The organism is Agrococcus sp. GCM10030265 (assembly GCF_042666675.1).
Classification (GTDB): domain Bacteria; phylum Actinomycetota; class Actinomycetes; order Actinomycetales; family Microbacteriaceae; genus Agrococcus.
In genome coordinates, this window is sequence record NZ_JBHTCZ010000004.1 from 151,140 (window position 1) to 165,837 (window position 14,698).

At 72.5% G+C, this 14,698-nt stretch carries 13 protein-coding genes and 1 tRNA gene; 6 read left to right on the forward strand and 8 right to left on the reverse strand.

The genetic code is table 11. The annotated features are described in order from the left end of the window. Positions 1-31: 31 nt before the first annotated feature. The 3 genes from ACFQPP_RS12415 to ACFQPP_RS12425 form a co-directional block, all read right to left on the reverse strand. A complete protein-coding gene (locus ACFQPP_RS12415) occupies positions 32-1,129 on the reverse strand; it encodes a hypothetical protein (RefSeq protein ID WP_376916954.1) in 1,098 nt (365 codons plus the stop codon). A 366-nt stretch (positions 1,130-1,495) separates the two neighbouring features. Continuing rightward, positions 1,496-1,568: transfer RNA gene (locus tag ACFQPP_RS12420), tRNA-Lys, on the reverse strand. 156 nt (positions 1,569-1,724) lie between these two features. Continuing rightward, a complete protein-coding gene (locus ACFQPP_RS12425; RefSeq protein WP_376916955.1) occupies positions 1,725-3,440 on the reverse strand; it encodes an alpha/beta fold hydrolase in 1,716 nt (571 codons plus the stop codon). 141 nt (positions 3,441-3,581) lie between these two features. On the opposite strand from ACFQPP_RS12425, the gene ACFQPP_RS12430 reads away from it, so the two are divergent. The 6 genes from ACFQPP_RS12430 (at position 3,582) to pstB (ending at position 9,237) form a co-directional block, all read left to right on the forward strand. Further along, complete coding sequence (locus ACFQPP_RS12430) at positions 3,582-4,208, forward strand: DNA-directed RNA polymerase subunit beta (RefSeq protein WP_376916956.1); 627 nt, start codon at positions 3,582-3,584, stop codon at positions 4,206-4,208. 70 nt (positions 4,209-4,278) lie between these two features. Further along, entirely contained in the window at positions 4,279-4,842 is a 564-nt protein-coding gene (locus ACFQPP_RS12435) for a hypothetical protein (RefSeq protein WP_376916957.1), read from the forward strand. Between the two features lie 313 nt (positions 4,843-5,155). Then, positions 5,156-6,259 (forward strand): phosphate ABC transporter substrate-binding protein PstS, encoded by a 1,104-nt coding sequence (locus ACFQPP_RS12440; RefSeq protein WP_376916958.1) that lies wholly within the window; start codon positions 5,156-5,158, stop codon positions 6,257-6,259. A 99-nt stretch (positions 6,260-6,358) separates the two neighbouring features. Beyond that, a complete protein-coding gene (pstC, locus tag ACFQPP_RS12445) occupies positions 6,359-7,348 on the forward strand; it encodes a phosphate ABC transporter permease subunit PstC (RefSeq protein ID WP_376916959.1) in 990 nt (329 codons plus the stop codon). Next, positions 7,348-8,430, forward strand: coding sequence for a phosphate ABC transporter permease PstA (pstA, locus tag ACFQPP_RS12450; protein WP_376916960.1), 1,083 nt, complete (start codon positions 7,348-7,350; stop codon positions 8,428-8,430). The genes pstC and pstA overlap by 1 nt, the downstream gene beginning before the upstream one ends. A 27-nt stretch (positions 8,431-8,457) precedes the next feature. Continuing rightward, a complete protein-coding gene (pstB, locus tag ACFQPP_RS12455; protein WP_376916961.1) occupies positions 8,458-9,237 on the forward strand; it encodes a phosphate ABC transporter ATP-binding protein PstB in 780 nt (259 codons plus the stop codon). A gap of 40 nt (positions 9,238-9,277) precedes the next feature. On the opposite strand, the gene ACFQPP_RS12460 is transcribed toward pstB, so the two are convergent. The 5 genes from ACFQPP_RS12460 to ACFQPP_RS12480 form a co-directional block, all read right to left on the reverse strand. Then, positions 9,278-9,871 (reverse strand): hypothetical protein, encoded by a 594-nt coding sequence (locus ACFQPP_RS12460; RefSeq protein ID WP_376916962.1) that lies wholly within the window; start codon positions 9,869-9,871, stop codon positions 9,278-9,280. Between the two features lie 105 nt (positions 9,872-9,976). After that, complete coding sequence (locus tag ACFQPP_RS12465; protein WP_376916963.1) at positions 9,977-10,900, reverse strand: NUDIX domain-containing protein; 924 nt, start codon at positions 10,898-10,900, stop codon at positions 9,977-9,979. Further along, entirely contained in the window at positions 10,897-13,080 is a 2,184-nt protein-coding gene (locus tag ACFQPP_RS12470; RefSeq protein WP_376917331.1) for an RNA degradosome polyphosphate kinase, read from the reverse strand. Before ACFQPP_RS12470 ends, ACFQPP_RS12465 begins: the two co-directional genes overlap by 4 nt. Before the next feature lie 101 nt (positions 13,081-13,181). Then, positions 13,182-14,009 carry a mycothiol synthase gene (gene mshD, locus ACFQPP_RS12475; protein ID WP_376916964.1) on the reverse strand — a complete coding sequence of 276 codons (828 nt, stop codon included), beginning with the start codon at positions 14,007-14,009 and terminating at the stop codon, positions 13,182-13,184. Then, positions 14,002-14,649 (reverse strand): DNA-binding response regulator, encoded by a 648-nt coding sequence (locus ACFQPP_RS12480; protein ID WP_376916965.1) that lies wholly within the window; start codon positions 14,647-14,649, stop codon positions 14,002-14,004. Before ACFQPP_RS12480 ends, mshD begins: the two co-directional genes overlap by 8 nt. Between the last annotated feature and the right edge of the window lie 49 nt (positions 14,650-14,698).

Below are 14,698 nucleotides of genomic sequence, written 5' to 3' on the forward strand. Positions count from 1 at the left end.
GGCGCCTGCGCGCGCCGACCGCTCGCCGGCGTCACCGGCCCTCGGGGCCCGTCGACGACTCCGGCACCTCGCGGTCGCCCTGGTCGAGCGCACGGTCGGCGTCGGCGACCACTCCGGGCGTCGCATGCGTGGTGGCGGCTCCGTCGCCCGCGGCGTGCGCGGCCGGCTCGGGGGCCGCCGGAGGAGCAGCGGCGGGCGCGGGCTCGCCTGCCGCCTCCGCGGCGACCGGGGGAGCGACGTGCGGCGCGGGCTCGCGATGCGGCACGACCGGCGGTGCCACCGCGGCCGGTGCGGGCTGCGGTGCGGCAGGCGGCACGACGGGCGCGGCGACCGTCCGCGGGCGCGCGAGCCACCGCGTCGACATCGCGACGAGCGCGGCGGCGAGCACGAGCAGCAGCGCGCGCACCGCGGCGACCGCGATCGTCGAGGGCGCAGCCCACGGCAGCACGACCGTCTCGAGCAGCACGACCCACAGCGCTGCGACGACCAGCACGGCGGCCGCGGCCCATCGCGCCGTCGACGAGCGGATGCCGGCGACGGCCACGCCGGCGACGAGCAGCGCGACGACGAGGGTGTCGGCGGTGAGGATCGCGAGCAGCGTCGCCTCCGTCGCCTCGAGGTAGGGCGCGGCGAGCACGACGACCGTGGCGATGCCGACGAGCACGAGCGCCGCGAACCATCCCGCACCCTCGTTCCGGTCGGCCGCACGGGCTGCGGCCGTCGCGACGAGCGCGACCACGACGGCGGCGAGCGCGATGCCGAGCGCCGTGGCATCCGCCAGCCGCCCGAGCACGGCGAGGCCCGTGGCCCCGGATGCGCCGGCGACGATCGCGGCGACGACGAGCGCGAGCGCGTGGGCGGCGAGCACGGGGATGGCGAGCACGAGCAGCCAGACGATGCGGGTCGCGACGGCGCCGACCGCGAGGACGATCGATGCGGGCACCGCGGCGACGACGACGAGCTCGACGACGTCGCCGGCGTCGACGACGCTGCCCGAGCTGCCGATCATGGCGACGAGCTGCGGCACGAGCAGCCACGTCGAGACGGCGGCCGCGACGATGCCGAGGCCGAGCACCCCCGTGCGCTGCTGCGGCGGGCGAGTTCGAGTGGGGGCCGGGAACCCGGTCATGGCGTGCTCCTCGCGTCGGGTGCGGTGCGCTCCACCGTACGCGTCGCCGCTGGATGCGGCCTGCGCCGCGGTGCGAGGGGCACGCGGGGTCGCGCTCGCCGCGGCTCCGCGTCGCTCGTCGCTCGTCGCTCGTCGCTCGTCGCTCGTCGCTCGTCGTTCGTCGCTCGTCGCTCGTCGCCCGTCGGAGCCGCGCACGAGCGCCAGCGAGGCGGCGCGCCGAGCGCGGCTGCACACGGCTTGGCCGAGAGGGATCCGACGATGGTCACGAGGACGCCGTCCTCGGATGCCGCCGAGCGCCACGAGCGCTCGGGCCGGCTCGGGTCGATCCCTCCGGCCCGGCGCGCCGAGCGATCGCGGCGGTGGCGGTGGGCCCCGTGGGGCTCGAACCCACGACCAGCGGATTAAAAGTCCGATGCTCTACCGACTGAGCTAGAGGCCCGCGCCTCCATCCTCGCACCGCCTCCGCCGCAGCCACCGCACGACGGTGGGCAGCAGATGCGGTCGGACGTGCGTCCGGAGCGCATCTACTGCCCACTCGGTGACATCGTCTGCCCAGTCCCGTCATCGGAGGTGGAGGGACCGGGCAGCCGAGAGGTCAGACTCCTGGCGCGTACGCGAGCGACGGCGCGTGCAGCGGCGCGACCGCAGCGCCCGGCGGCGCCTGGAAGGGCGCGACGTCCTGCCCGCACGTCGACGGCAGGGATGCGCCCGGCGATGCCAGGTAGGTGGCGATCGCGGCGTTCGCGCATGCCGAGACGCCGAGCGTCGTGTGGCCGTAGCCCTCGACGGTCAGCACGCTGGCGTTCGCGAAGCGGTCGGCGTACGGCTGCGTCTGGTCGTACGGCGTCGCCGGGTCGTGCCGCGTGCCGAGCACGAGCACGGGCGCCTGCGTCGTCTGATCCCACGGGCCGGCGTACGCGTCGTCGTCGACGTAGTCGACGAACTCGCACTGCAGCCCCACCCACGAGCGGAAGCGGCCGAAGTGCGGGGCCTCGGCGTCGGCGGCGTCGGCCTGCGCCGGGTAGTCCCACGGCCGCAGGGGGTGCGTGCCGTCGACGCACATCGACGCGAGGGCGCCGCCGACGCTCGCGTAGTCGTCGATGAGGCCGAGCTCGCGCAGCCAGTCGCCGACGTCGCTGAGCTCGAGGCCGCGCTGCTGCGTGCGCTGCTGCGTCGTCGCCTGCAGCTGCTGCGGCTGCGTGAGCCGATGCAGGAGCGTGAGCGTGTCGGCGAGCGGCGCGAAGCCGGCGGGGGAGTACATCGACTGGAAGGCGGTCGCGACGGCGAGGCCGTAGTCGACCGTGAGCGTCGTGCCGTCGGGGTTCGGCACCTCGACGGGCTGCTGCTGCAGACGCTGCAGCAGCTGCTCGACGACCTGCGCGGGGTCGCCGACGGCGGCGAGGGAGCACGACTGCGGGCCGACCTGGCTGCACAGCGCGAGGAACTCGTCGAACACCTCGCTCGCCGCGACGCCCTGCCCCGTGCGGAGCCCGACGGAGCCCGCCCCGCCGGACCAGCGCGACGGCTCGAGCGTGCCGTCGATCGCGAGGGCGCGCACGCGCTCGGGGAAGAGCATGCCGTAGGTCGCCCCGAGCACCGAGCCGTAGGAGTAGCCCAGGTAGCTCAGCTGCTCGTCGCCCACCGCCTGCCGCAGCAGATCCATGTCGCGGGCGACGTTCGCGGTCGACGCGTGCTCGATGCGGCTGCCCGAGAGGGTCTCGCACGCCAGCGCGAGCGCGCCCATCTGGGCGATCGCCTCGGCCTCCTCGGCGGCGGTCGTCGGCACGGCGGCGCCCTCCGCGAGGAAGGCGGCCTCCGACGCGGCGTCGGGGAAGCACGTCACGGGGTCGGACTGCGCGACGCCGCGCGGGTCGAAGCCGATGACGTCGAAGCGCGCGTGCACCTGCGGGTCGAGGAACGCGCCGAGCTGCTGGAGCGTCGAGACGCCGGGGCCGCCCGGACCGCCGAAGTTGAGGAAGAGGCTGCCGATGCGCTGGGCGGGATCCGTCGCCGGGATGCGCGTCACCGCGATCGACGTCGTGTCGCCCGTCGGCTCGTCGTAGTCCGAGGGCACCTGCGCGGTCGCGCACTCGAAGGCCTCGAGGCCTGCGCCCTCGCAGGCCGTCCAGGCGAGGTCGGGCACGGGCGCCTCGACCTGCGGCGCGGCCGCGACGGCGGGGTCTGCCGCCGGCGCGTCGACCTCGGGTGGCGATGCCGACGCGATGGCGGGGGATGCGACGACGAGCATCGCCGCGGTGGCGATGGCTGCGAGGGTCCGGGCGGGTGGTCCGAGGTGTCTGCTGCTTCGCATGCATCCTTCCTATCCGCGGCGCGACGGCCTTCGGATCCCCCGAACGATGGATCCGGGGGACGGAGTGCGTCGGGCGGGGCGGGAATGCGCTCGGTACCCTGGACGCTGCACCACCGAGCACGTCCACGGCAGAGGAGGGGCATGGCCCAGCACGCACGGCCGGCGCGATACGCGTCGCGATGGTTCGAGCAGTTCGTCGGCGACATGGATCCCGTCGCTCGCGTGCAGCTCGCGCACGAGACCGCGGCCGCGCTGCTCGCACGCGTGCGGTCCGACGCCGACCCGGACGTCGTGCGGCGCCTGCTGAGCCTCGCAGCCGACGACGGCATCGACTCGGTCGCCGAGCTCTGGGCCGACGCCCGACCGCACTCGCTGCCCGGCGCGCTGTGGCGCATCCACCTGCTGCGCACGGTCGTGGCGCAGCAGCCCGTCGACGTCGCGGCCCACTTCACGGCCGGCGCCGCGCGGCTCGACACCGCCGACCCCGTCGTCGCAGGCGCGCCGACCCCCACGGGCCCCGAGGAGATCGCGTCGCTCGCGGACGAGATCCTGCGCGGCGTCTTCGCGGGCGACCTCGCGCTCGCGCTCGATCGTGCCGCCGCCTTCTGCCGCGTCGCGTCGGCAGGCGCGCTCGTCGAGGCGGATGCGCGCGACGCGTACGATGCCGAGGGCGCGTCGCGGCTCACGGTGCGGGCGTCGCGGCTCGCGACGCTCGGCGTCGACCTCGCGGCGTCGGCCGCCCTGCAGCGACGCGACCAGCTCCACTGACGCGCGGGGCGCCACGCCCAGTCCGCGTCCAGCGGCCCGCGACTAGCCTGCTCGCAGCAGGAGGTCCCCGATGTCGCACGCCGCTCGCATCCGATCGTCAGCCGTCGCCGCCCTCGCAGCGCTCGCCCTGGCGGGCTGCGTCGTCGCCCCGCCGCAGCAGGCGAGCCCGCCGCCGCAGCCGCAGCCGTCGGCGAGCGAGCAGCCCTCCGCCGAGCCCTCCGCGACGCCCCAGCAGAGCGCCTACGCGTACACGACCGAGGCGACGGGCGCCGACGCCTGGAGCTTCGAGCCGACGAGCGTCACGGTCGTGGAGGCCGACCGCGACGGCAACGTCGCAGGCGAGGGTGCGCAGCTGGTGATCCTCTCGATCGACGCCGAGATCCTGCAGGGCGAGCCCGACTTCTACACGCAGTTCCGGGTCGCCGCGATCGATCCCGACACCGCCGACTACTACGGGCTCTCGTCCGGCACGATCTTCTACGCCGAGGACGACCTCTTCACGGTCGGTCGGCAGCCGTCCTTCCAGGGTGCGCAGGCGATCTTCCAGGTGCCGCTCGACTGGCCCCTCGACACGTGGTACTTCCTGCACCACGCCACCGGCGAGCAGTGGTTCATCGAGGTGCCGCGCGTCTGAGGTTCGCGACACGCGAACGGACTCGATCCCGCAGCCCTCGTTCGCTACAGTGGACGGCGCCGGGCCGCGAACCCCGGGCTCCAATCTTCGCCGCTACGAGCGGCCTACCGCCGAGAGGCGTTCCGCGGCCCGGCATCATCGTCTCCGCATCTGGGCACCGGCTGTGCCGCTCGAGACGTTCCCGTCGCGTTCACCTCGCGTTCACCGACGCGGGCCTCGCACGCCATGCCCGATCCCTAGCGTGATCCAGGCGCATCCGCTGCGCCATGCAAGCGGGACTCCCCGCACCTCACATTCCGAAAGGGATCACAGCGTGAAGATCACGAAGCTCGGCCGCGTGGCGATCGTCGCCGCAGCAGGCAGCATCCTCCTCGCCTCCTGCGCGTCCAACGAGGGCGGCTCCAGCTCGTCCGGCGAGCCCGCCGAGGGCGGCGTCGCAGGCACCATCGAGGCCACGGGTGCGTCGTCGCAGACGGCCGCCCAGGAGGCGTGGGTCGCCGCGTTCCTCGACGCGAACCCCGACGCCGACGTCGTCTACGAGCCCACGGGCTCGGGCGTCGGCCGCGACAACTTCATCGCGGGCGCGTCGAACTTCGTCGGCTCGGACCGCGCGTTCGACGCCGAGGAGCTCGAGGCCGGCGGCTTCGAGGCGTGCGTCTCGGACGACATCATCGAGATCCCCGTCTACATCTCGCCCGTCGCCGTCGCGTTCAACATCGATGGCGTCGACGAGCTGAACCTCGACGCCGCGACGATCGCCGGCCTCTTCGCGGGCACGATCACCAACTGGAACGACCCGGCGATCGCCGAGCAGAACCCCGACGCGACGCTGCCCGACCTCGCGGTCTCGCCGGTGCACCGCTCGGACGCCTCGGGCACGCAGGAGACGTTCACGGCCTACCTCGAGGCCACGGCGCCCGACGTGTGGACGTACGAGGCCTCCGACGAGTGGCCGATCCAGGGCGGCGAGGCTGCCCAGGGCACCTCGGGCGTCATCGACCGCGTCTCGAACGGCCAGGGCACGATCGGCTTCGCCGACGCGTCGCAGGTCGGCGACCTCGGCACCGTCGCGGTGCAGGTCGGCGAGGAGTACGTGCCGTTCTCGCCCGAGGCCGCCGCGCAGCTCGTCGCCGGCGCCGAGCAGGAGGAGGGTCGCGGCGACGCGGACCTCGTCTTCGACGTCGACCCGTCGGCTGCCGCAGACGGCGCCTACCCGATCGCGCTCGTGTCGTACCTCATCGGCTGCACCGAGTACGAGGACCCGGAGGTCGCCGCGACCGTCCAGGCCTACTTCTCCTACGTCGCCTCGGCCGAGGGCCAGGACGCCGCTGCGGAGAACGCAGGCTCGGCTCCGATCAACGACGAGCTCCGCTCGCAGATCGAGGCAGCGATCGAGCTGATCCAGGTCGAGGGCTGATCCCCTGACCACCCTGGGGCTGATGGCCGGGATGCGCGGCATCCCGACCATCAGCCCCGCTCCACTGCCACCGCACTCCACACGAAGGGCCGACGCGGCATGACGACCAGCTCCACGGCGCAGCAGCAGCAGCAGGACGAGCCTGCGCTGCCGCCGAAGGCGACGCAGCAGGCGAAGCCCGCCGTGCGCCGACTCGGCGACTCGATCTTCTCGGGGACCGCGCTCGGCGCGGGCATCATCATCCTGCTCGTGCTGGCGGCCGTGGCGATCTTCCTCGTCGCCCAGAGCGTGCCGGGCCTGTCGAACGACGACAACTCGATCCTGCGCGAGCGCTCGTTCCTCGAGTACGTCGTGCCGCTCGCGTTCGGCACCGTGTGGGCGTCGCTCATCGCCCTCGTGCTCGCGGCGCCGGTCGCCATCGGCATCGCGCTCTTCATCTCGCACTACGCGCCGCGCCGCTTCGCCGCGGTGCTCGGCTACGTCATCGACCTGCTCGCCGCAGTGCCCTCCGTGGTCTTCGGCCTGTGGGGCGCCGTGACGCTCGCCGGCTTCGTGCAGCCGTTCTACGCGTGGCTCAACGAGAACCTCGGGTGGATCCCGCTCTTCGGCGGCCAGGCGTCGGCGACGGGCAACACGATCCTCACGGCCTCCCTCGTGCTCGCCGTCATGATCCTGCCGATCATGACGGCCATCTGCCGCGAGGTCTTCCTGCAGGCGCCGCGCCTCCACGAGGAGGCGGCGCTCGCGCTCGGCGCGACCCGCTGGGAGATGATCCGCATGGCGGTGCTGCCCTTCGCCCGCGGCGGCATGGTGTCGGCCGCGATGCTCGCGCTGGGTCGCGCGCTCGGCGAGACCATGGCGGTCACGATGGTGCTGTCCGCGTCGGGCGTCATCAGCGTCGAGCTGCTGACGTCGACGAACCCGACGCCCATCCCCGCGAACATCGCGCTCGCGTTCCCCGAGGCGCACGGCAACGGCGTGAACACGCTCATCGCCACGGGCCTCGTCCTCTTCGTGGTCACGTTCCTCGTGAACGCCATCGCCCGCGCGATCGTCAACCGACGCGCCGAGTTCTCCGGAGCCAACTGATGACCGCCGTCGTCGCTCGAGGCCAGGCGAGCTCGCTCGCCGCAGGCCGTCTGCCCAAGTGGGCAACGTGGGTCACGCTCGCCGCCGCCATGGTCGTGTCGGCCGTGATCTTCGCGCTCATCAACATGGGCTCCGCCGCGTCGGACTTCAACGTCGGTGGCACGCTCGTCGTCGGCGCCCTGCTCTACGTCGTCGTGATCTACGTGCTCTCGCGCCTCAGCGAGAGCCCGCGCCACGCGATCGACCGCTTCGTGACCGCGCTCGTGACGAGCGCGTTCATCATCGCGATCATCCCGCTCGTCTCGCTGCTGTACACCGTCGTCTCCTCGGGCGTCGAGCGCTTCGACGCCGAGTACTTCTCGTCGTCCATGCGCGGCATCGTCGGCACGGGCGGCGGCGCCATCCACGCCATCTGGGGCACGATCCTCATCACGCTCGCCGCGACGATCATCTCGGTCCCCATCGGGCTCATGACGTCGATCTACCTCGTCGAGTACGGCGGGAGGGGTCGCATCGCGAAGGCGATCACGTTCTTCGTCGACGTCATGACGGGCATCCCCTCGATCGTCGCGGGCCTGTTCATCTTCGCGGTGTTCTCGATCTTCCTCGGGCCCGGCGCATCCATCGGCATCATGGGCGCGCTCTCCCTCGCCGTCCTGATGATCCCGGTCGTCGTGCGCTCGAGCGAGGAGCTGCTGCGCATCGTGCCGAACGAGCTGCGCGAGGCGTCGTACGCGCTCGGCGTGCCCAAGTGGCGCACGATCGTGAAGGTCGTGCTGCCGACGACGATCGCGGGCATCATGACGGGCGTCATGCTGTCGATCTCGCGCGTCATCGGCGAGACGGCCCCGCTGCTGCTGACCGCGGGCTTCACGACGAGCCTCAACATGAACCTCTTCGACGGGCGCATGATGACGCTGCCCGTGTTCGTGTACAACCAGTACCAGAACCAGGGCACGAACCCCGACGAGGCGGTCGCGCGCGCATGGGCAGGAGCCCTCGCGCTCATCCTCATCGTCATGGCGCTGAACCTCGTCGCGCGCCTCATCGCCAAGATCTTCGCCCCCAAGCTTCGCGGCTGAGCCGCACCCGAACAGGAGAGCACTTCCGTGTCCAAGCGCATCGAGGTCGACGACCTCAACGTCTACTACGGCGACTTCCTCGCGGTCGAGGGCGTGTCCCTCGAGATCGCCCCCCGCTCGGTGACCGCGTTCATCGGCCCGTCGGGCTGCGGCAAGTCCACCTTCCTCCGCACGCTGAACCGTATGCACGAGGTCATCGCGGGCGCGCGCGTCGAGGGCAGCGTGCTGCTCGACGGCGAGGACCTCTACGGCCCGGGCGTCGACCCCGTGCTCGTGCGTCGCCAGATCGGCATGGTCTTCCAGCGTCCGAACCCCTTCCCGACGATGTCGATCCGCGAGAACGTGCTCGCGGGCGTCCTGCTCAACGACACGCGCATGTCGAAGTCCGACCAGGACGACCTCGTCGAGCGCAGCCTGCGCGGCGCGAACCTCTGGAACGAGGTCAAGGACCGCCTCAACCTGCCCGGCTCGGGCCTCTCGGGCGGTCAGCAGCAGCGTCTGTGCATCGCGCGCGCCATCGCCGTCGAGCCCGACGTCGTCCTCATGGACGAGCCGTGCTCGGCCCTCGACCCGATCTCGACGCTCGCGATCGAGGACCTCATCGAGGAGCTCAAGCAGGACTACACGATCGTGATCGTGACCCACAACATGCAGCAGGCTGCGCGCGTGAGTGACAAGACGGCGTTCTTCAACATCGCGGGCACCGGCAAGCCCGGCAAGCTCATCGAGTACGACGAGACGACGCAGATCTTCTCGAACCCGTCGGTGCAGGCCACGGAGGACTACGTGTCGGGCCGCTTCGGCTGATCCGCAGCACCCCTCCGCGCGAGCCCGTCGTGCTCGAGCCTCAGCGCTCGAGCACGGCGGGCTCGCCGCCGTTCGGCACGAACGCGAGGGTCGTGAAGTCGACGTCGGCGGGCACCACGAAGATGGGGCACACCCGGTCGTAGGGCTCGCCGAGGGCGTTGCCGGATGCCTGGTACACGTCGGTCGAGCCGTCGGCCGGCTCGTAGTCGAAGCCCGTGAGGTCGTCGAAGCGCTGCCCCTGCGGGCTCGACCACACCTCGATGCGCACGTCGTCGGACAGCCACGATCCCGGGTCGCCCGCGACCTGCGTCGCACGCACGCACACCCAGCCCACCTGCGCGCCACCGGCCGGGGGCTCGGCGGTGGATGCGCCGTCGAACATCGCGAGGTCCGCGAGGTCGACGGGGCCGGCCTCGAGCACCTCGAGCCGCCACTCGGCGTCGCTCGTGACGACGGTCACGGCGTCGCCGTCGATCGTGGCCCGCGCATCGACGCCCGCGGGGTCGCGCGACGACTCGGCCGCGGCGTCGCCGATGCCGACGGGTTGCGCCGTCGTCGGCTGGGGCGCGTCCGCGCAGCCGACGAGCAGCAGCGCGGTGGCCGCGAGCATGGTCGTCGCTCGTGCGCGTCGCATGCGTGCATCACCTCCGGGCATCGACGGCACGCTAGCCGTCGAACCTCTGCGGAACCCGAGCGCGCGGTGCGAGCGGACGGCGACGGACGCGGTCGCCGCCGCCCGTCAGTGCGGCGCGCCGTGCGTCTCGATCGCGACGACGCGGCCGTCGACGCCGCCCACGTGCAGCACGGTGAAGTCGGCGGTGTGCAGCATCGAGCCTCGGTGCAGCGCGGGGGAGTCGGGCGTGGCGGTCGCGGTCGCCACGGCGTCGACGACGGCGGGGATCACCGGCAGGTGGCTGCACAGCACGGTCGCGCGACGGTGCCGCACCGCCTTCTCGACGCGGCGCAGCAGGCGATCGCCGCGCCCCATGAAGGTGTCCTGCGCGAGCGACCTCGACGTGCGCGCCTGCGCCCCGACGAGCCGCTCGAGCGGCTCGACGGTCTGCCGGCAGCGCGTCGCCGTCGACGTCACGATGCGCTCGACGCCGAAGGCTGCGAGCGACGGCGCGATCTGCTGGGCCTGGCGCTCGCCCCGCGACGTGAGCGTGCGCGACGCGTCGCTGCCATCCCACGCGTAGGGATCGGCGGCCTTCGCATGCCGCAGCGCGATGATCGCGAACGTGTCGGCCTCGTCGGCGGCGATGCGCTCGGCCAGCCTGCGCACGAGCACGGCGTCGTGCTCGTAGCTGCAGCGCGACGCCGCCTCGTCGAGCGGCAGCCAATGCAGCGCCAGGATCTCGTCGTTCGGCGAGAAGGCGCGGGCGGGCTCGTCGTCGCGCAGCTCGGACTGCCAGTAGTAGACGACCTTGTCCTGCCCCGTCGGCATGCGGTACTCGCTCGTGCCGAGCGGCGCCTGCAGCGAGACGCGGTAGCCCGTCTCCTCCTCGAGCTCGCGCACGGCGCAGGCGGGCAGCGCCTCGCCGGGGTCGAGCTTGCCCTTCGGCAGCGACAGGTCGCGGTGCTTCGTGCGCTCGACGAGCAGCACCTCGATGCCGCCCGCCGTGCGCCGCCAGAGGCCGACGCCCGCGGCGAGCTGCGGCGTCACCGGCGACGCCTGCGCTGGATCTCGATCATGCGCTCGCGCTGCAGGTCGCGCAGCGGGGCGCCGTCGTCGTCGAACGCGTGGCGCGTCCACGTGCCGTCGGGCTCGGACCACCACGACGCCGTCTCGTCCGACATCGCGCGGTCGAAGTGCGCGGAGATGTCGTCCATGTGCTCGGTCGAGGTGAGGCGGATGAGCGCCTCGACGCGGCGGTCGAGGTTGCGGTGCATCATGTCGGCCGAGCCGATCCACACCTCCTCGTCGCCGTCGTTCAGGAAGGCGAAGACACGCGAGTGCTCGAGGTATCGGCCGAGGATCGAGCGCACGGTGATGTGCTCGGAGAGGCCGGGCACGCCCGCGCGGATCGACGAGATGCCGCGCACCCACACCTGCACCTGCACGCCCGCGCGGCTCGCGCGGTAGAGCGCGTCGATGATCTGCTCGTCGACGATCGAGTTGACCTTGATGCGGATGCGGGCCGGGCGGCCCGCCTGCGCGTTGCGGGTCTCGCGGCGGATGCGCTTCAGGAGGCCCTTGCGCAGGTGCAGGGGTGCGACGAGGAGGCGCTGGAACTTGCGCTCGATCGCGAAGCCCGAGAGCTGGTTGAAGAGGCGGGTGATCTCGAGGCCGACCTGGTCGTTGTCGGTGAAGAGTCCGAAGTCCTCGTAGATGCGCGACGTCTTCGGGTTGTAGTTGCCGGTGCCCACGTGGCAGTAGTGCCGCAGGCGGCCGCGCTCGCGACGCACGACCACCAGCAGCTTGCAGTGCGTCTTCAGGCCCACGAGGCCGTAGACGACGTGCACGCCCGCGCGCTCGAGCGTGCGCGCCCACTGGATGTTGTTGGTCTCGTCGAAGCGCGCCTTCACCTCGACGAGCGCGAGCACCTGCTTGCCCTTGGCAGCGGCCCGGATGAGGGCCGCGACGACGGGGGAGTCGCCGCTCGTGCGGTACAGCGTCTGCTTGATCGCGAGCACGTCGGGGTCGTCGGCGGCCTGCTCGAGCATGGCCTGCACGCTCGTCGCGAAGGTCTCGTACGGGTGGTGCACGAGCACGTCCTTGCGGGTGATGGCGTCGAAGATCGACTCCTGCTCCTCCGCATCCGCAGGCTTGAGCGCCGCGGCCGTGACGGGCACGCGCTTCGTGTAGCGCAGCTCGGGCCGCTCGAGGCCCGAGATCTGGAAGAGGCCCGTGAGGTCGAGCATGCCGGGCAGGGTGTAGACCTCCTGCTCGGTGATGCCGAGCTCGCGCACGAGCAGGTCGAGCGAGTCGGGGTCGACCTCCTCCGACACCTCCAGCCGGATCGGCGGGCCGAACTTGCGCCGCGAGAGCTCCTGCTCGAGCGCCTGGATGAGGTTCTCGGTCTCGTCCTCGTCGATCGTGACGTCCTCGTTGCGCGTCACGCGGAAGACGTCGCAGTCGACGACGCGCATGCCGGGGAAGAGCTCGTCGAGGTTGTTGGCGATGAGCTCCTCGAGCGCGATGAAGCGCGTGCCGCCCCCCTCGACGGCGACGAGGCGCGAGAGCACCGGCGGCACCTTGAGGCGCGCGAACTCCTCGGAGTCGGTGAGCGGGTTGAACACCCGCACCGCGAGGTTCAGCGACAGTCCCGAGATGTAGGGGAAGGGATGCGCGGGGTCGACCGCGAGCGGCATGAGCACGGGGAAGACGTCGTCGTGGAAGCGCTTGCGCAGCGTCTGCTGCTCGCCCTCGTCGAGCTCGCCCCATCGCACGATGCGGATGCCGACGGCCTCGAGCGCGGGGCGCACGGAGTGGCGCCAGCAGTCGGCGTGCCGCAGCTGCAGCTCGTGGGCGCGCTCGACGATGCGGTCAAAGATCGCGACGGGGTTCATGCCGACGTTCGTCGGCACCGCGAGCCCCGTGACGATGCGGCGCTTGAGGCCGGCGGCGCGCACCATGAAGAACTCGTCGAGGTTCGACGCGAAGATCGCGAGGAAGTTGGCGCGCTCGAGCAGCGGCACCGTCTCGTCCTCGGCGAGCTCGAGGACGCGCTGGTTGAACGCGAGCCACGACAGCTCGCGGTCGAGGAAGCGGTCGGCGGGGAGGCCGTCCTCCGTCTCGCCGCCGTGCAGCTCGAGGTCGTACTCCTCGTCGTCGTCGAAGTCGTCGAGGTCGGCCTCGGTGGCCTGCGCGAAGCTCGCGGCCTCGGCGAGCTCGGGAGCCATCGTCACGGTCGACCTCGTCGTCGGGGGCGTGGGCTCGTCGTGGTCGTCCATGCTCTCATCCTGGCACCGGGAGGTGAACGGATGGTGCGGTCGGACGCGGCTCAGACGCCGTGTCGCCAGCGCACGTCGCGCGCGTGGTCGACGAAGCCGCGGGAGCGGTAGAGGCCGAGCGCCGGGGCGTTGTCGCCCTCGACGTAGAGATGCGCGATGGTGGCGCCGAGCGCGTGCATGCGCGCGAACGTCGCCGCCATGAGCACGCCGCCGAGGCCCGTGCCCTGCGCGTGCGGTGCGACGCCGAGCGCGTAGAGCTCGGCGACGTCGTCGCCCTCGGGCTTGATCCACGCGTACCCGTCGATGCGGCCGTCGGAGCCGGGCGCGACGAGCAGGTTCGCGTCGTCGTGCCATGCCTCGGCGCGTCGGTCGGCGAGGTCGCGCGTCGTGAGCCTGCCCTGCTCTGGGTGCGCGGCGAAGGCCGCGGCGTTCGCGGCGACCCAGGCATCCGCGTCGGACGGCTCGAACGGTCGCAGCCGCGCGTCGACGACGGCGTCGGTCGGCACGGGTGCGCGCAGCTGCAGGAGCGTGCGGATGCGCTGCATGCCGAGGCGCTCGGCGAGCGCTCGCGAGGCGGGCAGGTCGCCGTGCGCCCACGCCTCGAAGCCCGGATGCTCGGCGGCGATGCGCGCGCCGAGGCGCGCACCGAGGCCGGCGCCGCGGCGCTCGGGTGCGACGGCGAGCTCGACCTCGGCGACGGCGTCGCCCGCCTGCGCGCCGGTCGCGACGACGGCGAGGGCGTCGCCGTCTCCGTCGAGGTCGACGACGGTGCGCTCGCCGCGCCGCGCCTCGAGCATCGCCTGGTCGTTGACCGGGCTGACGCCGTCGGCCGCGAGGCAGCGCTCGACGAGGGCGGCGAGGGCTGCGACGTCAGTCATGGGAGAGCTCGAATCGGTAGCCGACGTTGCGCACGGTGCCGATGGCCGACTCGAGGTCGCCGAGCTTGGCGCGCAGGCGACGCACGTGCACGTCGACCGTGCGGGTGCCGCCGAAGTAGTCGTAGCCCCACACCTCGCTGAGCAGCTGCTCGCGGGTGAAGACGCGCACGGGGTGCGAGGCGAGGAAGCGCAGCAGCTCGAACTCCTTGTAGGTGAGGTCGAGCGGCTTGCCGTTGATGGACGCCTGGTAGTTGGCCTCGTCGATGCGGAGGCCGGCCGCGACGATGGGCTGGTCGCGGGGCGCGGTGCGTGCGAGCGCGAGGCGCACGCGCGCGTCGACCTCCGCGGGCCCCGCGCCGTCGAGCACGACGTCGGCGATGCCCCAGTCGAGCTGCACGGCGGCGAGCCCGCCCTCGCCGAGCACGAGCAGCACGGGCGTCTGCATCGTCTGCTCGACGATGCGGCACAGGCTCTTGGCCGTCGCGAGCTCGACGACGCCGTCGACGACGACGAGGTCGGCCTCGGTCGCCTTCGCCAGGGATCCCGTCTCGGCCGGCAGCCTCGCGACCCGATGGTCGAGCAGGTCGAGGCTGGGGAGCACGTCGCCGCTGCGCCGGGTGAGGATCAGCACTTGTGCCACGTCGAGTCCTTCCCGCCGGACAGTCTAGGGTGGCGTGGAGATGGGCGCG

Bases quoted from the DNA above. Each gene is read 5' to 3' on its own strand.
- mshD (WP_376916964.1), bottom strand. From the start codon at position 14,009: ATGACTGACGTCGCAGCCCTCGCCGCCCTCGTCGAGCGCTGCCTCGCG.
- ACFQPP_RS12435 (WP_376916957.1), top strand. From the start codon at position 4,279: ATGTCGCACGCCGCTCGCATCCGATCGTCAGCCGTCGCCGCCCTCGCA.
- ACFQPP_RS12460 (WP_376916962.1), bottom strand. From the start codon at position 9,871: ATGCGACGCGCACGAGCGACGACCATGCTCGCGGCCACCGCGCTGCTG.
- pstA (WP_376916960.1), top strand. From the start codon at position 7,348: ATGACCGCCGTCGTCGCTCGAGGCCAGGCGAGCTCGCTCGCCGCAGGC.
- ACFQPP_RS12470 (WP_376917331.1), bottom strand. From the start codon at position 13,080: ATGGCTCCCGAGCTCGCCGAGGCCGCGAGCTTCGCGCAGGCCACCGAG.
- pstC (WP_376916959.1), top strand. From the start codon at position 6,359: ATGACGACCAGCTCCACGGCGCAGCAGCAGCAGCAGGACGAGCCTGCG.
- ACFQPP_RS12415 (WP_376916954.1), bottom strand. From the start codon at position 1,129: ATGACCGGGTTCCCGGCCCCCACTCGAACTCGCCCGCCGCAGCAGCGC.
- ACFQPP_RS12425 (WP_376916955.1), bottom strand. From the start codon at position 3,440: ATGCGAAGCAGCAGACACCTCGGACCACCCGCCCGGACCCTCGCAGCC.
- ACFQPP_RS12430 (WP_376916956.1), top strand. From the start codon at position 3,582: ATGGCCCAGCACGCACGGCCGGCGCGATACGCGTCGCGATGGTTCGAG.